This is a genomic window from Actinotalea soli (genome assembly GCF_017565425.1).
Taxonomy (GTDB): domain Bacteria; phylum Actinomycetota; class Actinomycetes; order Actinomycetales; family Cellulomonadaceae; genus Actinotalea; species Actinotalea soli.
Window position 1 is genome coordinate 136,642 of sequence record NZ_JAGEMK010000005.1, and the last position, 20,543, is coordinate 157,184.

Genomic DNA, 20,543 nt, shown 5'->3' on the forward strand with positions numbered 1-20,543 from the left:
CCGACTGGTGCCGACCCTGGGATCTTTCGTCCCCGCCGCCGGGCTCGACCCCCGCACCCGGGCGTGTCGCCCCGTCCTGAGCACGGCGCCGTCCGCCTGTTCGGGGCGGAGGAGCCGTGCGACGGCGGGTCGAGCACCCGGCACAGCGTCGCATGGGCCGACCCCGAGGGGCTGACGCTCCGTCGCTGTGCGCGCACGAGGGCCCGACGGCGCGGGCACAGGGACTTACGTTACCCGGCGATCCGTCACACCGTCAAAGCGTGGCGGGCCAGGACGCCTCGAGGGGCCCACCGTGCGGTGGGCCCCTCGAGGCAGGTCACGACGTCCGGGTCAGCGCAGGTCCCCGAAGTCGATGTCCTCGAGCGGGATGGCCTCGCCCGACCCCACGCCCAGGGGCGGGAAGTCGATCTCGTCGTAGCCGAAGGACGGGTACAGCTCGGCCTTCGCCTCCTCGGTGGGCTCGACCGTGACGTTCCGGTACCGAGGAAGACCGGTACCCGCCGGGATGAGCTTTCCGATGATGACGTTCTCCTTGAGGCCGAGCAGCGGGTCGCTGCGTCCGCTCATCGCGGCCTCCGTGAGCACCCGGGTGGTCTCCTGGAAGGAGGCCGCCGAGAGCCACGAGTCGGTCGCGAGCGAGGCCTTGGTGATGCCCATCAGCTCGGGACGGCCCGAGGCGGGCTGACCGCCCTCGGCCATCGTCTTGCGGTTGGCGTCCTCGAAGCGACCACGCTCGGCGAGCTCGCCCGGGAGCAGGTCGGTGTCCCCCGAGTCGAGCACGGTCACGCGCCGCAGCATCTGCCGGACGATGACCTCGATGTGCTTGTCGTGGATGTCCACGCCCTGCGACCGGTAGGTCTCCTGGACCTCGTCCACGAGGTGCTTCTGGGTGGCACGCGGGCCGAGGATGCGCAGCACCTTCTTCGGGTCGACAGCACCCTGGACCAGCTGGGTGCCGACCTCGACGTGGTCGCCGTCCTCGATCAGCAGGCGCGAACGCTTGGTGATCGGGTAGGCGATCTCCTCGGAGCCGTCGTCGGGGGTGAGCAGCAGGCGACGCGTCCGCTCGGACTCGTCGATGGTGACCCGGCCCGAGAACTCCGCGATCGTGCCCTCACCCTTGGGGGTGCGGGCCTCGAAGAGCTCCTGGACGCGGGGCAGACCCTGCGTGATGTCGTCCGCCGAGGCCACACCACCGGTGTGGAAGGTACGCATCGTCAGCTGCGTGCCGGGCTCGCCGATCGACTGGGCCGAGATGATGCCGACGGCCTCGCCGATGTCCACGAGCTTGCCGGTCGCGAGGGACCGGCCGTAGCACTTGGCGCAGGTGCCGACCCGCGACTCGCAGGTCAGGACCGAGCGGACCTTGATCTCGGTGACACCGGCCTCGAGCAGCTGGTCGATGATGACGTCGCCGGCGTCGTCCCCGGCGTGCGCGACGACGGTGCCGTCGGCGCTCACGTCGGTCGCGATGGTCCGGGCGTAGATGCTCGTCTCGACCTTCTCGTGACGACGCAGCGTGCCGTCGGGAGCCTTCTCGGCCACGGGGAGGGTGAGACCACGCTCAGTGCCGCAGTCCTCCTCGCGGATGATGACGTCCTGCGACACGTCGACCAGACGTCGGGTGAGGTACCCGGAGTCTGCGGTCCGCAGGGCGGTGTCCGCCAGGCCCTTACGGGCACCGTGGGAGGCGATGAAGTACTCCAGGACCGACAGGCCCTCGCGGTAGTTGGACTTGATCGGGCGCGGGATGATCTCGCCCTTCGGGTTCGCCACGAGGCCGCGCATGCCGGCGATCTGACGGACCTGCATCCAGTTACCACGCGCACCCGAGCCCACCATGCGGTTGAGCGCGTTGTGCGTGGGGAAGTTCTTCTGCATGGCCTTGGCGACCTCGTCGGTCGCCTGGGTCCAGATCTCGATGAGCTCCTGGCGGCGCTCGTCGTCGGTGATCAGACCCTTGTCGTACTGGCCCTGGATCCGCGCGGCACGACCCTCGTAGTCCTCGAGGATGTCCTTCTTGATCTCAGGGGTCGCGACGTCGGAGATGGCGATCGTGACGCCCGAGCGCGTGGCCCAGTGGAAGCCGGCGTCCTTGAGCGCGTCGAGGCTCGCCGCCACCTCGACCTTGGGGTACCGCTCGGCGAGGTCGTTGACGATCGAGGACAGCGCCTTCTTGTCGACCACGCCGTTGACGTACGGGTAGTCGACCGGGAGGAGCTCGTTGAACAGCGCCCGCCCCAGCGTCGTCTCGAAGACGATCGGCTGGTCGCTCGTCCACCCCTCGGGGGCCTCGAAGCCGTCCGGCGGCACGAGACCGTCCAGGCGCAGGTCGATCACCGCGTTCAGGTCCAGGGTCTTCTGGTCGAAGGCCATCGTGGCCTCGGCGACCGAGCTGAAGGACCGCCCGTGCCCGAGGGCCTCCTCCTTGTCCGCCGTCAGGTGGAACAGACCGATGATCATGTCCTGCGAGGGCATGGTGACCGGGCGGCCGTCCGAGGGCTTGAGGATGTTGTTGCTCGAGAGCATGAGGATGCGGGCCTCGGCCTGCGCCTCGGTGCTCAGCGGCAGGTGCACGGCCATCTGGTCACCGTCGAAGTCGGCGTTGAACGCGCCGCAGACGAGCGGGTGCAGGTGGATCGCCTTGCCCTCGACGAGCTTGGGCTCGAAGGCCTGGATGCCCAGGCGGTGCAGGGTGGGCGCACGGTTGAGCAGCACGGGGTGCTCGGTGATGACCTCTTCGAGGACGTCCCAGACCTGGGGCCGGGCGCGCTCGACCATGCGCTTGGCGCTCTTGATGTTCTGCGCGTGGTTGAGGTCCACGAGGCGCTTCATGACGAAGGGCTTGAACAGCTCGAGGGCCATCTGCTTGGGCAGGCCGCACTGGTGCAGCTTGAGCTCGGGGCCGACGACGATGACCGAACGGCCCGAGTAGTCGACGCGCTTGCCGAGCAGGTTCTGCCGGAAACGCCCCTGCTTGCCCTTGAGCATGTCCGAGATCGACTTGAGCGGCCGGTTGCCCGGGCCGGTCACCGGTCGCCCACGACGGCCGTTGTCGAACAGCGCGTCGACGGCCTCCTGGAGCATCCGCTTCTCGTTGTTGACGATGATCTCGGGGGCGCCCAGGTCGAGCAGGCGCTTGAGCCGGTTGTTCCGGTTGATCACCCGGCGGTACAGGTCGTTCAGGTCCGAGGTGGCGAAGCGGCCACCGTCGAGCTGGACCATCGGACGCAGGTCCGGCGGGATGACCGGGACGGCGTCCAGGACCATGCCCTGCGGCGTGTTGGTCGTGGTGAGGAAGGCGTTGACGACCTTGAGCCGCTTGAGGGCGCGGGTCTTGCGCTGCCCCTTGCCGTTCTTGATCGTGTCGCGCAGCGACTCGGCCTCGGCGACGAGGTCGAAGTCCTCGAGGCGCTTCTGGATCGCGGCCGCGCCCATGGCGCCCTTGAAGTAGTTGCCGTACCGGTCCATGAGCTGGCGGTAGAGCATCTCGTCGCCCTCGAGGTCGGCGACCTTGAGGTTCTTGAAGCGGTCCCAGACCTGCTCGAGGCGGTCGAGCTCGGCGTCGGCGCGCTTGCGGAGCTGAGCCATCTCGCGCTCGGCCGAGTCGCGCACCTTGCGGCGTGCGTCGGCCTTGGCGCCCTCGGCCTCGAGCTCGGCCAGGTCGGCCTCGAGCTTGCGGGCACGCTTGTCGATGTCGACGTCGCGCCGCGAGGTGATCTCCTTCTTCTCCAGGTCGATCTCGTTCTGGAGGTTGGGAAGGTCCTCCTGCCGGCCCTCGTCGTCGACCCAGGTGATCATGTAGGCCGCGAAGTAGATGACCTTCTCGAGGTCCTTCGGCGCCAGGTCGAGCAGGTATCCCAGCCGCGACGGCACACCCTTGAAGAACCAGATGTGGGTCACCGGGGCGGCGAGCTCGATGTGCCCCATGCGCTCACGGCGCACCTTGGAGCGGGTCACCTCGACGCCGCAGCGCTCGCAGATGATGCCCTTGAAGCGCACGCGCTTGTACTTGCCGCAGTAGCACTCCCAGTCCCGGGTGGGACCGAAGATCTTCTCGCAGAAGAGACCGTCCTTCTCAGGCTTGAGAGTCCGGTAGTTGATGGTCTCGGGCTTCTTGACCTCGCCGTGCGACCAGGTGCGGATGTCCTCCGCGGTCGCCAGGCCGATGCGCAGCTCGTCGAAGACGTTGACGTCGAGCAAGGTGTCCTACTTCCTTCGTCAGTCCGTGTTCACCGTGTGTGGCCGGTGAGAGCCGGTGGTCGGGCCCCCGCGTCGCTGTCGCGTGGCAGGGGCCCGACGAGATCAGATCTCTTCGATGCTGGAGGCGTTGGGGCGGCGGGACAGGTCGATGCCCAGCTCCTCCGCCGCGCGGTACACCTCGTCGTCGTTCTCCTTCATGTCGATCTGGACGCCGTCCGCGGACAGCACCTCGACGTTCAGGCAGAGCGACTGCATCTCCTTGAGGAGAACCTTGAACGACTCCGGGATACCCGAGTCGGGGATGTTCTCGCCCTTGACGATCGCCTCGTAGACCTTGACGCGACCAGGAACGTCGTCGGACTTGATCGTGAGCAGCTCCTGGAGCGTGTACGCGGCGCCGTACGCCTCGAGGGCCCACACCTCCATCTCGCCGAACCGCTGACCACCGAACTGCGCCTTACCGCCGAGCGGCTGCTGGGTGATCATCGAGTACGGGCCGGTCGACCGCGCGTGGATCTTGTCGTCGACCAGGTGGTGGAGCTTGAGGATGTACATGTAGCCGACGGCGATCGGGTCCGGGAAGGGCTCCCCCGAACGGCCGTCGAAGAGCCGCGTCTTGCCGGTCGAGTCGACCAGCCGCTCGCCGTCGCGGTTCGGGTGCGTCGCGTCGAGCAGGCCCGTGAGCACGCCCTCGGGCACGCCGTCGAAGACCGGGGTCGCGACCGGGGTGCCCGGTGCGCTCTTGACCGCGGCCTGCGGCACGTCCTTGATCCACGACGCCTCGGCGTCGGCCAGCTCGATGTCCCAACCCTGCTTGGCGACCCAGCCGAGGTGGGTCTCCAGGACCTGACCCACGTTCATGCGTCCGGGGACGCCGAGCGGGTTGAGCACGATGTCGACCGCGGTGCCGTCGGGGAGGAACGGCATGTCCTCGATGGGGAGGATCTTGCCGATGACGCCCTTGTTGCCGTGACGGCCGGCGAGCTTGTCGCCGTCGGTGATCTTGCGTCGCTGGGCGATGTACACCCGGACCAGCTCGTTCACGCCGGCGGGCAGCTCGTCGCCGTCCTCACGGTTGAAGGTGCGGACCTCGATGACCGTGCCGGACTCGCCGTGGGGCACCTTGAGGGAGGTGTCACGGACCTCGCGGGCCTTCTCGCCGAAGATGGCGCGCAGCAGGCGCTCCTCCGGGGTGAGCTCGGTCTCGCCCTTGGGCGTGACCTTGCCGACCAGGACGTCGCCGGCGCCGACCTCGGCGCCGATCCGGATGATCCCGCGCTCGTCGAGGTCCGCGAGGACCTCCTCCGAGACGTTCGGGATGTCCCGCGTGATCTCCTCGGGGCCGAGCTTGGTGTCACGCGCGTCGACCTCGTGCTCCTCGATGTGGATCGAGGTCAGCACGTCGTCCTGCACGAGACGCTGGCTGAGGATGATCGCGTCCTCGTAGTTGTGACCCTCCCAGGACATGAACGCCACGAGGAGGTTGCGGCCCAGGGCGAGCTCGCCCTCGTCGGTCGCCGGCCCGTCGGCCAGGACCGAGCCGACCTCGACGCGCGCACCGTCGTCGACCAGCACGCGCTGGTTGTACGAGGTGCCCTGGTTCGAGCGACGGAACTTCGCGACGCGGTAGGTCGAGGTCGTCGCGTCGTCGTTGGCGACCGTGATGAGGTCCGCGGAGACCTCGGTCACGACACCGGGCTTGGTCGCCACGATCACGTCACCCGCGTCGACGGCAGCGCGCCGCTCCATGCCGGTGCCGACCAGCGGCGCCTCGGAGCGGACCAGCGGCACGGCCTGACGCTGCATGTTGGCGCCCATGAGGGCACGGTTGGCGTCGTCGTGCTCGAGGAACGGGATCATCGCGGTCGCGACCGAGACCATCTGCCGCGGCGAGACGTCCATGTAGTCGACCATGTCGCCCGGGACGATCTCGACCTCGCCGCCCTTGACGCGGACCAGCACGCGGTCCTCGGCGAAGGCGCCGTCGTCCTTGAGCTCGGCGTTGGCCTGGGCGATGACGTAGCGGTCCTCGTCGTCGGCCGTGAGGTAGTGGACGTCGTCGGTGACCTTGCCCTTGATGACCTTGCGGTACGGGGTCTCGACGAAGCCGAAGGCGTTGATGCGGCCGTAGGTCGCGAGCGAGCCGATCAGGCCGATGTTCGGGCCCTCAGGGGTCTCGATCGGGCACATGCGGCCGTAGTGGGAGGGGTGGACGTCGCGGACGTCCATGCCGGCGCGGTCGCGGGACAGACCACCCGGGCCGAGGGCAGACAGACGCCGCTTGTGCGTCAGGCCCGCGAGCGGGTTGTTCTGGTCCATGAACTGCGACAGCTGCGAGGTGCCGAAGAACTCCTTGATCGACGCCACCACGGGGCGGATGTTGATCAGGGTCTGCGGGGTGATGGCCTCGACGTCCTGCGTGGTCATCCGCTCGCGGACGACGCGCTCCATCCGCGACAGGCCCGTGCGGACCTGGTTCTGGATGAGCTCGCCCACCGCACGGATGCGGCGGTTGCCGAAGTGGTCGATGTCGTCGGTCTCGACGCGGACGTCGACCGGCTCGCCGGCGCGGGTGCCGGACAGGCTCGTGACCTCGGCGTGCAGCGCAGCCATGTACTTGACCGTCGCGACGATGTCGCTGACCGACAGCACCGAGTCCGTCAGCGGGGCGTCGATGCCGAGCTTCTTGTTGACCTTGTAGCGGCCGACCTTCGCGAGGTCGTAGCGCTTGGGGTTGAAGTAGAAGTTCTCCAGCAGCGAGCGGCCGGCCTCGATCGTGGGCGGCTCACCCGGGCGGATCTTCCGGTAGAGGTCGAGCAGCGCCTCCTCCTCGGTGGACACGTGGTCCTTCTCGAGGGTCTCCAGGACGGCGGGGAACTGCGCGAACTCCTCGCGGATCTGCGACTCCGTCAGGCCGAGGGCCTTGAGGAGGACCGTGACCGACTGCTTGCGCTTGCGGTCCACGCGCACGCCGACGGCGTCACGCTTGTCGATCTCGAACTCGAGCCAGGCGCCGCGGCTGGGGATGATCTTCGCGGTGAAGATGTCCTTGTCCGAGGTCTTGTCGGCGGTGCGCTCGAAGTACACGCCCGGGGACCGCACGAGCTGCGAGACGACGACGCGCTCGGTGCCGTTGATGATGAAGGTGCCACGCTCGGTCATGAGCGGGAACTCGCCCATGAAGACCGTCTGGCTCTTGATCTCACCGGTGGTGTAGTTCACGAACTCCGCCGTCACGAACAGCGGGGCCGCGTAGGTGAAGTCCTTCTCCTTGCACTCCTCCCCCGTGTACTTGGGGGGCTCGAAGCGGTGGTCCCGGAACGAGAGCGACATGCTGCCGCCGAAGTCCTCGATCGGGGAGATCTCCTCGAAGATCTCCTCGAGGCCCGAGGTCTCGGAGATGTCCTGCCGGCCGGCCGCGAGGGCGGTCGCCACTCGCTCCTGCCAAGCAGCGTTGCCGAGGAGCCAGTCGAAGTTCTCCGTCTGGAGCCCGAGGAGGTCCGGGACCTCGAGGGGCTCGTGGATCTTGGCGAAGGAGACGCGGCGCGAAGCGGTGCGGTTCGCGATAGCGTCGGCGGACGGAGCAGAAGGGGTGCGCGAGGCAGCCAAGAGGGGTCCTTCCCTGCGGATCGAGTGCACACGCGCCGGTCGAGGGTCGTCCCGTACCCCACCAGCCCATGGCGATCGGTTCGGCTACCGGGCAGAGCTCGGACCGAGGGGCGGGTAGAGGGGGGCAGGCACAAGCCAGCGCAAAGCGCTAGCGTAGCCGGTCCGACCAGGCCTGTCTACTGGCCCTGTGGACGGCTGCGCTGATGAGTGATCGCGGGGACGTCTGCGGCCCCTCGACGGCACGAGGCCCGTACCCCCGCGGGGGGACGGGCCTCGCGTCGAACCGTGGCGCGCGGGAGCGCGCCGTGGTGTCAGAGAACCGAGGTCACTTGAGGGTGACGGTGGCTCCGGCGCCCTCGAGGGCAGCCTTGGCCTTGTCGGCGGTCTCCTTGTTGACGGCCTCAAGAACGGGCTTGGGCGCGCCGTCGACGAGGTCCTTGGCCTCCTTCAGGCCGAGGCTCGTGAGGGCACGCACCTCCTTGATGACCTGGATCTTCTTGTCGCCGGCAGCCTCGAGGACGACGTCGAACTCGTCCTTCTCCTCGGCAGCAGCGGCCTCACCGGCACCGCCGGCGGCAGCCGGGGCAGCAGCGGCGACGGGGGCGGCAGCGGTGACCTCGAAGGTCTCCTCGAAGGCCTTCACGAACTCCGAGAGCTCGATGAGGGTGAGCTCCTTGAACGCGTCGAGCAGCTCGTCGGTGGTGAGCTTCGCCATGGTGGCGTTCCTTCCTGTTTGCCCTGCGGGGACCACGGGTCTCCAGCAGGTGGGGTGGTGTGTCGAGGGACGGGCGGTACCGCCGGGCCGGAGCCCGGAGGATCAGGCCGCCTGCTCCTCGGTCGCCCGCTTCTCTCGCAGGGCATCGATGGTGCGCACGGCCTGGGCCGAGGGCGCGGTGAAGAGGTACGCCGCCTGGTAGAGCGACGCCTTGAACGCGCCGGCCAGCTTGGCCAGCAGGACCTCACGGGACTCGAGGTCCGCGAGCTTGGTGATGTCCTCGGACGTCAGGGCGCGTCCGTCGAGGACACCACCCTTGATGACGAGCTGAGGGTTGGCCTTGGCGAAGTCACGCAGGCCCTTGGCCGCCTCGACCGGGTCACCGGTCACGAAGGCGACGGCCGAGGGGCCCTTGAGCTGGTCGTCGAGACCCTCGACGCCGGCCTGCTTGGCCGCGATCGCGGTCAGCGTGTTCTTCACCACGGCGTAGCTTGCGTTGCCGCTGAGCGCGCGCCGCAGCTGCTTGAGCTGGGCGACGGTGAGCCCGCGGTACTCGGTCAGCATGACGGCGTTCGAGTCGCGGAACTGGTCCGTGAGCTCTCCGACCGCGGCTGCCTTGTCCGGCCTCGCCATGGCAATCCTTCCGGTGGTGGTCCCGCAGATCGGTACGGACCCCGGACATGAGAAGAGCCCCGCGCAGGCGCGGGGCTCACAGGGCGAGATGCGGACGACCGCACTTCACGATGGAGACTCTCACCTGCGCCGGCCCCCGCTCAGTGCGGAGCTTCGGTCGGATTCCCACGTCCTCGGACGCGGTCGGCCGACGACCTGCGGTCTTGGGCTCTTGCAGAGTACGCGACGCGAGGCGTTCGACCAAATCACCGGAACCGCCCATCCCCGGGTGCGTCCGCTCCGAACCTGGTGCAGCGGGTCGCCACCTGGGCGGTCCGGCGATCGGAAGGTCCGTCGAGATGAGCATCTCACCGCACCGTCGCCTCGCCCCGCCGGCGAACCTCCTGGCCCTCGACAGGGCCGACGACGTGCTCCACCTCGCCAGCGCCCTGATGCTGCTCGGCGTCGCTCTGACCGCCGACCGCCGACCCCGTGCCCGCACGCGCACCGGGGTGGTGGCCGCGTGACGGCGCCGAGCGGCACCGCGCCCGACCTCCAGGTCGCGTCCGGCAGCGGGCGTCCACCCAGGCGACGGTCAGAGGAGGACGACCCGCCGTCCCCGCTGCTCGGAGCCGTGGCCTTCGCGGTGCTCGGCGCCGGGTTGGTCGACGTGGCGCTGGCAGCCGGCCACGGCGGCCACGCCGGATGGGCCTGGGTGCTGCTCGCGCTGGGAGTGCTGCAGGTCGGCTGGGCCGTCGCGGCCCTGGCGGTACGCCGACCGCCCCTCCCCCACGTGACCGCCAGGGCGCTGCTCCTGGCAGCCGCGGGCTGGACCGTCGTGGTCGCCCAGGGGATCGCGGCCACGGCGCCAGGTGTGCCGATGACGGCGGCCGACGCCGGGGTGGTGCTTCTCCAGCTGGTCGCTGCCGGGGGGATCGGGCTCGTGGTGCGCACCGCTCCCCGACGGCCCGCGGTCGGCGCGGCCCGCGCCCTCACGGGCTGGGCCCTGGCGGCGATCCTCACCGCCGCGGTGGTGACGCCGGCGCTGGCCTCGACCGGGGTGGGCGAGCAGGCGGTGCCGGACGGCGGCGCCCACCACTCCGAGGACACCCGGCTCCCCGAGGACACCGACAGAGGTCACGCAGACCACTGAGGGGATGACCCGCTCCGCCGGCGCGGACCCGGTCGGCTCGTCACCCCGTCGACGGGGCGCCGGCCTGGCCAGCAACGCCGCGAGGCCCGGCACCCCTGGGGGGCCGGGCCTCGCGGTGACTGCGGTGGGAGCGACGTCAGGCGGCGTCGCCCTCGTCCTCGGTGAGGTTGCGCGTCTTGTTCTGGTCGAGCGGGATGCTCGGGCCCATGGTGGTCGTCACGACCGCCTTCGAGATGTACCGCCCCTTGGAGGAGGCCGGCTTGAGCCGCAGGACCTCGTCGAGGGCCGCGGCGTAGTTCTCGACGAGCTGCACGTCGGCGAAGGAGACCTTGCCGATGATGAAGTGCAGGTTCGCGTGCTTGTCGACGCGGAACTCGATCTTGCCGCCCTTGATCTCGGACACGGCCTTGGCCACGTCCATCGTCACCGTGCCGGTCTTCGGGTTCGGCATGAGGCCGCGGGGCCCGAGGACCTTGCCGAGGCGACCGACCTTGCCCATGAGGTCAGGCGTCGCGACGGCCGAGTCGAAGTCGGTGTAGCCGGCGGCGACCTTCTCGATCAGCTCGTCGCCACCGACCTCGTCGGCGCCGGCCGCGCGGGCCTGCTCGGCGCGCTCACCGGTCGCGAAGACCAGGACGCGGGCGGTCTTGCCCGTGCCGTGCGGCAGGTTGACCGTGCCACGGACCATCTGGTCCGCCTTGCGGGGGTCGACCCCGAGGCGGAAGGCCACCTCGACGGTCGCGTCGTACTTGGTGGTCGACGTCTTCTGGGCCAGCCGGATCGCCTCGAGCGGCGCGTAGAGCCGCTCGCGGTCGATGGCCTCGTCGGCCTTGCGGTACGCCTTGCTGCGCTGTGCCATCTGCGGTGTCTCCTCGTGTGCAGTCGTGGTCCTAGGGCCAGCGCCTGGCCCTGCCACTGGGTGTCCGGGACCGGTTGGTCCCGCGACGGTCAGTCCTTGACGGTGATGCCCATCGACCGCGCGGTGCCCGCGACGATCTTCATGGCGGCGTCGATGTCGTTCGCGTTGAGGTCCTCGAGCTTGGTCTGCGCGATCTCGCGGACCTGGTCCTTGGTGAGCGCGGCGACCTTGGTGGTGTGCGGGGTCGGTGAGCCCTTGGCCACACCGGCGGCCTTCTTGATGAGCTCAGCGGCCGGCGGGGTCTTCGTGATGAAGGTGAACGAGCGGTCCTCGTAGACCGTGATCTCGACCGGCACGACGTTCCCGCGCTGCGACTCGGTCGCCGCGTTGTACGCCTTGCAGAACTCCATGATGTTGACGCCGTGCTGACCCAGGGCAGGGCCGATGGGCGGTGCCGGCGTGGCAGCCCCAGCGTTGATCTGGAGCTTGATCAGGCCGGAGACCTTCTTCTTGGGGGGCATGATGCCTTCCGTTCGTTGAGTGGGCCGACGCCGTGGGCGATGACCCGGTTGCAGTGCTGTCGCACGGACCCGCTGGTGCGGGACCGGTCAGATCTTGGCGACCTGGTTGAAGGACAGCTCGACCGGGGTCTCCCGGCCGAAGATCGAGACGAGCACCTTGAGCTTCTGCTGCTCGGCGTTGATCTCGGAGATCGTCGCCGGCAGCGTGTCGAAGGGCCCGTCGGTCACGGTGACGGACTCGCCGACCGTGAAGTCGACGGTGATCTGCGGGGCCGAGCTGCCCGTCGGGGCGGACTTCTCCGTCGCCGGGGCGAGGGTCGGCGCGAGCATCGAGAAGACCTCGTCGAGGGTCAGCGGCGGGGGCTGGTGGCTGTTGCCGACGAAGCCGGTGACCCCCGGGGTGTGCCGGACGGCGCCCCAGGACTCGTCGGTCAGGTCCATGCGCACGAGCACGTAGCCGGGGATCCGCACCCGGCGCACGACCTTGCGCTGGGCGTTCTTGATCTCCGTGACCTCCTCCATGGGGACCTCCACCTGGTGGATGTAGTCCTCCATGTTGAGGCTCTGCGTGCGGTTCTCGAGGTTGGCCTTGACCCGGTTCTCGTAGCCCGCGTAGGAGTTGATGACGTACCAGTCACCGGGCTGACGCCGCAGCTCGGCCTTGAAGGCCGCGACCGGGTCCTCCTCCTCCTCGTCGTCCTCGTCCAGGACGGGGGCGACGTCGGGCTCGTCGTCGGTCACCGGGATCTGCAGCTCGTCGACCTCGGCGCCCTCGGGCTCCGTGGACTCCTCGTCGACGAGGACCTCGTCCGTGCCGTCGGCCTCGACCGGTGCGTCGACGACGGCCTCCGGGGCCTGCGTCTCGTCCTGCTCGGTCGGGTCCAGGGGCTCCTGCGACACGGGGTGAACCTGCTTTCTGCTGAGGGTGATGCTCGGACGGGCCGGGATCGGGCGGCGCTAGCCGCCGAAGATCCAGCCGGTGGCCAGGCCGATGCCCAGGTCGATGACGGTCACGAAGGCCATCACCACGGCGACGAACACCAGCACCACCGTGGTGTAGGTGATGAGCTCGGACCGGGTCGGGCGGACGACCTTCTTGAGCTCGGCGAAGACCTGGCGGACGAAGAGGGCGATGCGTCCGAAGATGCCGCGGCGGCTGGTCCGGTCACCCGGGCGCGAGCCGTCACCGGCGCCCTCGGCACCTGCGGCGGCCGCTCCTGCGGATTCGCTCACGCTTCGTCCCTACCTACGTCTCGCGGTACCTGCTCGGTCCCTGCTGCGCCCGCTCGTGCGGGCCGTCCCGGCCGGGGACCGGCCGTTCACGCAGGGCAGGCGGGACTCGAACCCACAACCGCCGGTTTTGGAGACCGGTGCGCTACCAATTGCGCCACTGCCCTTCGGTGCACCGACGCCCACGACCGAGGCGGGCACGCCGCATCATGGTGGACGTCAACCACCAGCGGTCGAGTGTACGTGGTCCTGGGCGATGGGTCGAACCGCCCGCCGCGCTGCGGTGCCAGGCGCCTGCCCACGGCTCCCCCCGCGACGGCCGGCCCGCGCACCCTCAGGCACCTCTGCCAGTATGGACGGGTGAGCCAGACACCTTCCGCCGCCCCCAGGATCTCCCGCCGCGTCGGCGCCATCGCCGAGTCCGCGACCCTCGCCGTCGACGCCAAGGCCAAGGCGCTCAAGGCCGCCGGCCGGCCCGTCATCGGCTTCGGCGCAGGTGAACCCGACTTCCCGACCCCGCAGTACGTCGTCGACGCCGCCGTCGCCGCCTGCTCGGTGCCCGCCAACCACCGCTACACCCCCGCCGCTGGCCTGCCCGACCTGCGCGAGGCCATCGCGGCCAAGACCCTGCGCGACTCGGGGTACGAGGTCGCCGCCAACCAGGTCCTCGTGACCAACGGAGGCAAGCAGGCGGTCTACCAGGCCTTCGCGACCGTCGTCGACCCCGGCGACGACGTGCTGCTCCCGGCGCCGTACTGGACCACCTACCCCGAGGCGATCCGGCTGGCCGGGGGCAACCCGGTCGAGGTCTTCGCCGGGGCGGACCAGGGCTACCTCGTGACGGTCGAGCAGCTCGAGGCCGCCCGGACCGAGCGGACCAAGGCACTGCTCTTCTGCTCGCCGTCGAACCCGACCGGGGCCGTGTACAGCCCCGAGCAGACCGAGGCGATCGGGCGATGGGCCCTCGAGCACGGCATCTGGGTCATCACCGACGAGATCTACGAGCACCTCGTCTACGACGACACGACCTTCACCCCGATCGTGCGCGCAGTTCCCGAGCTCGCCGACACGAGCATCGTCCTCAACGGCGTGGCCAAGACCTACGCCATGACCGGCTGGCGGGTCGGCTGGATGATCTCGCCGGTCGACGTGACCAAGGCGGCGACCAACCTGCAGTCGCACCTGAGCTCGAACGTCGCGAACGTGTCCCAGCGGGCAGCGGTCGCAGCCCTCACCGGGGACCTCACCGCGGTCCAGGAGATGCGCACCGCCTTCGACCGGCGCCGGCGCACCATGGTCGAGATGCTCTCCGCGATCGACGGCGTGCACTGCCCGACGCCGCAGGGCGCCTTCTACGCCTACCCGAGCGTCGAGGGACTCCTCGGGCGGACGATCCGTGGCGTCACCCCGACCACCTCGGCCGAGCTCGCCGCCCTCGTCCTCGAGGAGGCCGAGGTCGCTGTCGTCCCCGGGGAGGCCTTCGGCCCGAGCGGGTACCTGCGCCTGTCCTACGCCCTGGGCGACGAGGACCTGGCCGAGGGCGTCGGTCGCCTGCAGACCCTGCTGGGCGAGGCCCGCTGACCCCCTGGGGTCCACCGATCGGTGGACCCCAGGACCGGTCGTCCGAGGGCTCCCGCCGGGGGGCCGCCTGGGCCAGGCTGGAGCCATGAGCCCCACGACCGCGGTCCACGTCCGCGACCTGCACAAGCGCTACGGCCCCAAGCGCGCCGTCGACGGCCTCGAGCTGAGCGTCGAGCACGGCGAGATCTTCTCCGTCCTGGGCCCCAACGGCGCCGGGAAGACCACGACCGTGGAGATCCTCGAGGGCTACCGCCACCGGGACCGCGGCGAGGTCTCGGTGCTCGGCACCGACCCCCAGCGCGGGGACCGCCGGTGGCGCAGCCGCCTCGGCATCGTCCTGCAGTCGGCGGACGACCAGGCCGAGCTCACGGTCGCCGAGCTCGTGCGGCACTTCGCCACCTTCTACCCCGAGCCACGGGACCCCGAGGAGCTCGTCGCGGCGGTCGGGCTGACCGAGAAGGCGGGCACCCGCGTCCGCCAGCTCTCGGGCGGGCAGCGTCGCCGCCTCGACGTCGCCCTCGGCATCGTCGGTCGGCCCGAGCTGCTCTTCCTCGACGAGCCCACCACCGGGTTCGACCCCGAGGCACGGCGGTCCTTCTGGGACCTGCTGCGCTCGCTGCGGGACGAGGGGACCACGATCCTGCTGACCACCCACTACCTCGACGAGGCCGAGCAGCTGGCCGACCGGTGCGCCGTGGTGCGAGACGGGCGGGTCGTGGCCCTCGACACCCCGGCCGCCCTGGGGGGCCGGGCGGCGCGGCAGGTGATGGTCCGCTGGGTCGAGGACGGCGCCGCCCGCAGCACCACCACCGCGGAGCCGACCGCCCTCGTCACCGCACTCACCGCACGGCTCGGGCCGGGCGAGATCCCCGGGCTCGAGGTCCTCCGGCCCACCCTCGAGGACGTCTACCTCAGCCTCATCGGGAAGGCCTCCGACCACCACCTCGAGGAGGTCCCGGCATGAGCACCACCACTCCCCCGCCCGAGCACACCGCTGGGCCCACCGACCGGTCCACCGCTGAGCTCACCACCCGGCCCACCGACCGGCGCGCGAGCGCGGGCACGGGCGCTCTCCCGAGCCTGGCCCGCGTCTCCTGGGCCCGCACCGTCCTGGAGCTCCGGCAGTTCTTCCGGGAGCGGGACGCGGTCGTCTTCATCTTCGCCTACCCGCTGATCATGCTGGCGATCTTCGCGACGGTCTTCGGGCAGGGGGGCGCGACCGTCGGCCCCGAGCCAGGCATCCCCTTCGCGCAGTACTTCCTGCCCGGGATGGTCGCGACCGGGGTGATGCTCTCGAGCTTCCAGAACCTCGCCCTGTCGATCGCGGTCGAGCGCGACGAGGGCGGGCTCAAGCGGCTGCGCGGCACCCCGATGCCCCCGGCGGCGTACTTCCTCGGCAAGATGGGCTCGGTGCTGCTCACCAGCGCGATCCAGATGGTGCTCCTCATCGGGCTCGGTTCCCTCGCGTTCGGGATCGACCTGCCGAGCACCGCCGACCGGTGGCTGACCTTCGCCTGGGTCTTCGTCCTGGGGACGGCAGCCGGTGCGGTGTGCGGCGTGGCGTTCAGCTCGGTGCCGAGGTCGGGGCGCAGCGCCTCGGCGGTCGTGACGCCGATCGTCCTGGTCCTGCAGTTCATCTCCGGGGTGTTCTTCGTCTTCAACGACCTCCCGACCTGGATGCAGCGGGTGGCCGAGGTCTTCCCGCTCAAGTGGCTCGCCCAGGGCATGCGCTCGGTCTTCCTCCCCGAGGAGGCCGAGGCCTTCGAGGTCTCAGGCTCCTGGCAGCACGAGGCGACGGCGGCCGTCCTGGTCGCGTACCTCGTGGTCGGCCTGGTGCTGGGCGTGCGGACCTTCCGCTGGCAGCGGCGCGATGACGGCTGAGCAGCCCGACGGCGACGCCGTCAAGAGCCTCGACGCGCGGTGGCCGCGGGACGTCGTGTGGTGGGACGTCGCCTTCTACGCGATCGCCGTGCTCACAGCCGTGTCGGTAATCGCCCAGCTCGACAGGCTCGGACCCCGGGCGCCGGTCTCCCTCGCCGCGATCGCGGGGCTCGTCCTCGCCTACGCGGTGCTCGGGCGACGGGCGGCCCGGAGCCGCGACCAGGGCCTGGCCCTCGCCTACCTGCTGACCATGATGGTCCTGGTCTGCACCGCGATCGCCACGACCGCGGGCAGCAGCCTGCTGCTCTTCATCGGGTTCTCCCAGATCTGGATGCTCATCGAGCGCACCCGCACCGGGGTCGTCCTCGTCGTGCTGCTCGCCGTCGGCGCGACCCTGGCCATGTCCTTGCCGCACGGGCCGACCCTCGGGAGCCTGGCGCGGGTCGCCGCCGAGATGGCCGTCGTGCTCGTCTTCGCGATCGGCCTGGGCCTGTGGGTCGCGGTCACGATGCGGCAGGCCGAGCGGTACGCGGTGCTCGTCGACGAGCTGCGGGCCACCCAGGCGGCCCTCGCGGCCTCGCACCACGCGGCCGGGGTCACGGCCGAGCGCGAGCGGATGGCCCGCGAGATCCACGACACCCTCGCGCAGGGGTTCACCAGCGTCGTCATGCTCTCCCAGACGGCGCGCTCGAACCTCGAGCACGGGCGCCTCGACCAGGCTCGGGACCGGATGGACCTGGTCGAGCGGACGGCGCGGGACAACCTCGCCGAGGCGCGCGCCCTGGTCGCGGCGTTCGCGCCGGTCGGGCTCCAGGAGGGCTCCCTCGCCCAGGCCCTCGCCCGGCTCGCCGAGCGCTTCACGCAGGAGACGGGGGTGGTGGTCGAGGTCGTCGTCCCCGAGCAGCTGCCGCCGCTGGACCGCGAGCGCGAGGTCGTCCTGCTGCGGGCCGCGCAGGAGGCGCTGTCGAACGTGCGGCGCCACGCCGACGCCCACCGGGTCCGGCTGGTGCTGCGCGAGGGGCCGGGGCAGGCCGGGGCCGGGGGCGCCGTGCCGGGGTGCGCGACCGGGACCGGGGGCGCCCCGGCGCAGGCCCGGACCGTGCACCTCGAGGTGGTGGACGACGGCCGTGGCTTCGACCCGGTCGCGGCAGGCACCGGCCTGGGGCTGCGCGGCATGCGTGAGAGGGTCACCGCCGGGGGCGGTGACCTCTCGGTCGAGAGCTCGGTCGGGGACGGCACCCGGGTGCGGGTCTCGCTGCCCCTAGCGGTGAGGGCCGAGGACGAGGAGAGGACGGTCCCGTGATCAGGGTGCTGGTCGTGGACGACCACCCGGTGGTGCGCGCCGGGCTCGTGGGGCTGCTGGGCGACGAGCCCGACCTCGCGGTGGTGGGCCAGGCGGCCGACGGCGGCGCCGCGGTCGAGATGGTCGAGGACCTCACCCCCGACGTCGTCCTCATGGACCTGCGGATGCCCGGGACCGACGGGGCGACGGCCACCGGGCAGATCACGCGACGCTGGCCCGCGACCCGGGTCGTGGTGCTCACGACCTTCGAGACGGACACCGACATCCTGCGGGCCGTCGAGGCCGGGGCGACCGGGTACCTCCTCAAGGACACCCCGCAGCCCGACCTCGTGGCCGGCATCCGCGCCGCGGCCCGTGGGGACACGGTGCTCGCCCCGTCCGTCGCGAGGCGCCTGGTGCACCAGGTGAGCCGTCCCGAGGAGCGCCTGACCCCCCGCGAGCTCGAGGTGCTGGCCGCGGTGGCCCGGGGAGGCAGCAATGCGCAGATCGGTGCTCAGCTGTTCATCACCGAGGCCACCGTCAAGACCCACCTGCTGCGGGTCTTCGCCAAGCTCGGCGTCGACGACCGGACCCGCGCGGTGACCGTGGCCCTCGAGCGCGGTCTGCTGCCCCCACCCTGAGCCGACGCCCCCGTTCTCATCGTCGTCTCATCCGCGACCCGGATACTTGGTCCATGCCCGCCCGCCCCGAGGAGCCCGCGGAGGACGCAGCGCGTCCCGCGGGCCGGCGGCGTCCCCTCCTACGGCGGCGCCCCACCGTCCGGGCCCGCTTCCTCGGCGCCGTCCTGGCGCTCTCGGCCCTGGGGCTGACGATCGCCGGGGTGACCGCCTACGGGCTCCAGCTCCAACGGGTCGACGCCTTCATCGACGAGTCGCTGACCCGCAACGTCGAGGAGTTCCGGGCTCTCGCGCAGGACGGCGTGGACCCCGCGACCGGCACCGGGTTCGCCGCGGTCGAGGACCTGCTCTACGTGGCCCTGCAGCGCACCGTGCCCGCGACCCAGGAGGGGATGCTCGCCGTGGTCGACGGACGCGTCACCAACGTGGCGCCGACCACGGTCCGGCTCAGGCTCGAAGAGGACCCCGAGCTCCTGGTGGCCGCGATCGCGACACCGCGGGACCAGCCCGTGACCATCCGCTCGATCACGACCTCGACCCGCGAGTACCGCTTCGTCGTCGTGCCGGTGACCGTCGTGGGCGACGAGAGCGAGGGCGTCCTGCTGCTCGCCTTCGACCGCCAGGCCGAGCACGCCCTGCTCGTCCAGACGTACCGCACCTACGCCTGGGTGTCCCTCGCGGCCCTCGCGGTGACCGCCGTGGTCGGGTGGGCGATCGCGGGGCGGCTGCTCGCCCCGATCCGGCTGCTGCGACGCACCGCGCAGCAGATCACCGACACCGACCTCTCGGCGCGCATCCCGGTGACCGGGGACGACGACCTCTCGGACCTGACCCGCACCGTCAACGCCATGCTCGACAGGCTCGAGGGCAGCTTCGCCTCGCAGCGTCGGCTCCTCGACGACGCCGGGCACGAGCTGCGCACCCCGCTGACGATCATCCGCGGGCACCTCGAGCTGGTCGACCCGCAGGACCCGACCGACATCATCGCCACCCAGGCCCTGGTCGTCGACGAGGTGGACCGGATGCACCGGGTCATCGACGACCTGGTCGTGCTCGCGACCGCGGACCGGCCCGACTTCGTGCGACCCGAGAGCGTCGACGTCGGACGGCTGACCGACGAGGTCTTCGACAAGGTGCGCACCCTCGGGGACCACCGCTGGCGGGTCGAGGCCCGGGCCGACGTCGACGCGGTGCTCGACCCGCAGCGCGTGACCCAGGCCCTGGTCCAGCTGGGGGCGAACGCGGTCAAGTTCGCCCCGGCCGGGACCACGGTGCGGCTGGGCTCCCAGGTGGTCGCCGACCGCCTGGTCCTGACGGTCACCGACGAGGGCCCGGGCATCCCCGAGGAGCACGCGGAGCGGGTCTTCGAACGCTTCGCCCGCGGACGGGTGGGCCGAGGCGTCGAGGGCTCAGGGCTCGGGCTGTCGATCGTCCGCGCGATCGCCGAGGCCCACGGCGGGACCGCGACCGTGGACCCCCGCCACTCTCCCGGGGCCCGCCTCGTGATCGACCTGCCGTGGGAGCACGACCTGACCCTTCCCCTGGACCCCGACCTGACGGAGGAGCACCGATGAGCCAGATCCTCATCGCCGAGGACGAGGAGCGCATCGCCTCGTTCATCGCGAAGGGCCTGCGGTCCGCGGGGTACACCCCCGTGGTCGTCGGCACCGGTCGCGAGGCCTACGACCTCGCCCAGAGCGGTGAGGTCGACCTGCTCGTGCTCGACCTGGGTCTGCCCGACCAGGACGGCTTCACGGTGCTGCGCCGGCTGCGGGAGGCGCGCAACAGCCTGCCGGTGATCATCCTCACGGCCCGCGGCTCGGTCGACGACACCGTGGCCGGCCTCGAGGGTGGGGCCGACGACTACATGGCCAAGCCCTTCCGCTTCGAGGAGCTCCTGGCCCGGGTCCGGCTGCGGCTGAGGTCCGAGGCCACCGGGGAGTCCACGGTGCTGGGCAGCGGGAGCGTGACGCTGGACCTGCGCACGCGGCGGGCCCGGGTGGACGGGTCGGAGGTCGACCTCTCGGCCCGCGAGTTCGCCCTCGCCGAGGCCTTCCTGCGCAACCCTGGGCAGGTGCTCAGCCGGGAGCAGCTGCTCTCCCGGGTGTGGGGCTACGACTTCGACCCCGGCTCGAACGTGGTCGACGTCTACGTGCGGTACCTGCGCAAGAAGCTCGGTGCCGAGCGCATCGAGACGGTCCGCGGCATGGGGTACCGGCTCGCGGAGGGCGGTCGCCCCGAGGTGTGAGCCGGCGGTGG

17 protein-coding genes and 1 tRNA gene are annotated in these 20,543 nt (G+C 70.9%); 9 read left to right on the forward strand and 9 right to left on the reverse strand.

Annotated features, from left to right (window positions below):
* Window positions 1-330: 330 nt before the first annotated feature.
* The 4 genes from J4G33_RS11150 to rplJ all read right to left on the reverse strand — a co-directional run bounded on the left by J4G33_RS11150 (window position 331) and on the right by rplJ (window position 9,160).
* Window positions 331-4,203 carry a DNA-directed RNA polymerase subunit beta' gene (locus J4G33_RS11150; protein ID WP_208056045.1) on the reverse strand — a complete coding sequence of 1,291 codons (3,873 nt, stop codon included), beginning with the start codon at window positions 4,201-4,203 and terminating at the stop codon, window positions 331-333.
* Window positions 4,204-4,305: 102 nt separating this feature from the next.
* The gene (gene rpoB / locus J4G33_RS11155; RefSeq protein ID WP_208056046.1) at window positions 4,306-7,812 is read right to left on the reverse strand and encodes a DNA-directed RNA polymerase subunit beta; all 3,507 of its coding nucleotides are present in this window, start codon (window positions 7,810-7,812) and stop codon (window positions 4,306-4,308) included.
* Between the two features lie 325 nt (window positions 7,813-8,137).
* On the reverse strand, window positions 8,138-8,527 hold the full coding sequence (gene rplL, locus J4G33_RS11160) for a 50S ribosomal protein L7/L12 (protein ID WP_208056047.1): 390 nt from the start codon (window positions 8,525-8,527) through the stop codon (window positions 8,138-8,140).
* Window positions 8,528-8,629: 102 nt separating this feature from the next.
* Window positions 8,630-9,160, reverse strand: a complete 531-nt coding sequence (rplJ, locus tag J4G33_RS11165) for a 50S ribosomal protein L10 (protein WP_208056048.1) — start codon at window positions 9,158-9,160, stop codon at window positions 8,630-8,632.
* A gap of 338 nt (window positions 9,161-9,498) precedes the next feature.
* Here rplJ and J4G33_RS11170 point away from each other — a divergent pair, with 338 nt between their 5' ends.
* Both J4G33_RS11170 and J4G33_RS11175 read left to right on the forward strand, forming a co-directional pair.
* Window positions 9,499-9,666: a hypothetical protein gene (locus tag J4G33_RS11170; RefSeq protein ID WP_208056049.1), complete on the forward strand. Its 168-nt coding sequence runs from the start codon at window positions 9,499-9,501 to the stop codon at window positions 9,664-9,666.
* Entirely contained in the window at window positions 9,663-10,292 is a 630-nt protein-coding gene (locus tag J4G33_RS11175) for a hypothetical protein (RefSeq protein ID WP_208056050.1), read from the forward strand. Before J4G33_RS11170 ends, J4G33_RS11175 begins: the two co-directional genes overlap by 4 nt.
* 136 nt (window positions 10,293-10,428) lie before the next feature.
* Here the strand turns inward: J4G33_RS11175 and rplA are convergent, their stop codons facing one another.
* The 5 genes from rplA to J4G33_RS11200 form a co-directional block, all read right to left on the reverse strand.
* A complete protein-coding gene (gene rplA, locus J4G33_RS11180; protein WP_208056051.1) occupies window positions 10,429-11,151 on the reverse strand; it encodes a 50S ribosomal protein L1 in 723 nt (240 codons plus the stop codon).
* An 89-nt stretch (window positions 11,152-11,240) separates the two neighbouring features.
* Complete coding sequence (gene rplK / locus J4G33_RS11185) at window positions 11,241-11,672, reverse strand: 50S ribosomal protein L11 (protein ID WP_208056052.1); 432 nt, start codon at window positions 11,670-11,672, stop codon at window positions 11,241-11,243.
* A gap of 87 nt (window positions 11,673-11,759) precedes the next feature.
* Window positions 11,760-12,572 (reverse strand): transcription termination/antitermination protein NusG, encoded by an 813-nt coding sequence (nusG, locus tag J4G33_RS11190; protein ID WP_208056053.1) that lies wholly within the window; start codon window positions 12,570-12,572, stop codon window positions 11,760-11,762.
* 57 nt (window positions 12,573-12,629) lie between these two features.
* Window positions 12,630-12,905: a preprotein translocase subunit SecE gene (secE, locus tag J4G33_RS11195; RefSeq protein WP_208056054.1), complete on the reverse strand. Its 276-nt coding sequence runs from the start codon at window positions 12,903-12,905 to the stop codon at window positions 12,630-12,632.
* Window positions 12,906-12,996: 91 nt separating this feature from the next.
* Window positions 12,997-13,069 (reverse strand) — tRNA-Trp (locus J4G33_RS11200).
* Window positions 13,070-13,262: 193 nt separating this feature from the next.
* On the opposite strand from J4G33_RS11200, the gene J4G33_RS11205 reads away from it, so the two are divergent.
* From J4G33_RS11205 to J4G33_RS11235, 7 genes are all read left to right on the forward strand, one after another.
* Window positions 13,263-14,483 (forward strand): pyridoxal phosphate-dependent aminotransferase, encoded by a 1,221-nt coding sequence (locus J4G33_RS11205; protein WP_208056055.1) that lies wholly within the window; start codon window positions 13,263-13,265, stop codon window positions 14,481-14,483.
* An 85-nt stretch (window positions 14,484-14,568) separates the two neighbouring features.
* On the forward strand, window positions 14,569-15,447 hold the full coding sequence (locus J4G33_RS11210; RefSeq protein WP_208056056.1) for an ABC transporter ATP-binding protein: 879 nt from the start codon (window positions 14,569-14,571) through the stop codon (window positions 15,445-15,447).
* Window positions 15,444-16,364, forward strand: coding sequence for an ABC transporter permease (locus J4G33_RS11215; RefSeq protein ID WP_208056057.1), 921 nt, complete (start codon window positions 15,444-15,446; stop codon window positions 16,362-16,364). Before J4G33_RS11210 ends, J4G33_RS11215 begins: the two co-directional genes overlap by 4 nt.
* Window positions 16,354-17,667, forward strand: coding sequence for a sensor histidine kinase (locus tag J4G33_RS11220; protein ID WP_208056058.1), 1,314 nt, complete (start codon window positions 16,354-16,356; stop codon window positions 17,665-17,667). Before J4G33_RS11215 ends, J4G33_RS11220 begins: the two co-directional genes overlap by 11 nt.
* The gene (locus J4G33_RS11225) at window positions 17,664-18,287 is read left to right on the forward strand and encodes a response regulator (protein WP_208056059.1); all 624 of its coding nucleotides are present in this window, start codon (window positions 17,664-17,666) and stop codon (window positions 18,285-18,287) included. The genes J4G33_RS11220 and J4G33_RS11225 overlap by 4 nt, the downstream gene beginning before the upstream one ends.
* A gap of 53 nt (window positions 18,288-18,340) precedes the next feature.
* Complete coding sequence (locus J4G33_RS11230) at window positions 18,341-19,858, forward strand: sensor histidine kinase (RefSeq protein ID WP_208056060.1); 1,518 nt, start codon at window positions 18,341-18,343, stop codon at window positions 19,856-19,858.
* Entirely contained in the window at window positions 19,855-20,532 is a 678-nt protein-coding gene (locus J4G33_RS11235; RefSeq protein ID WP_208056061.1) for a response regulator transcription factor, read from the forward strand. Before J4G33_RS11230 ends, J4G33_RS11235 begins: the two co-directional genes overlap by 4 nt.
* Window positions 20,533-20,543: the final 11 nt, after the last annotated feature.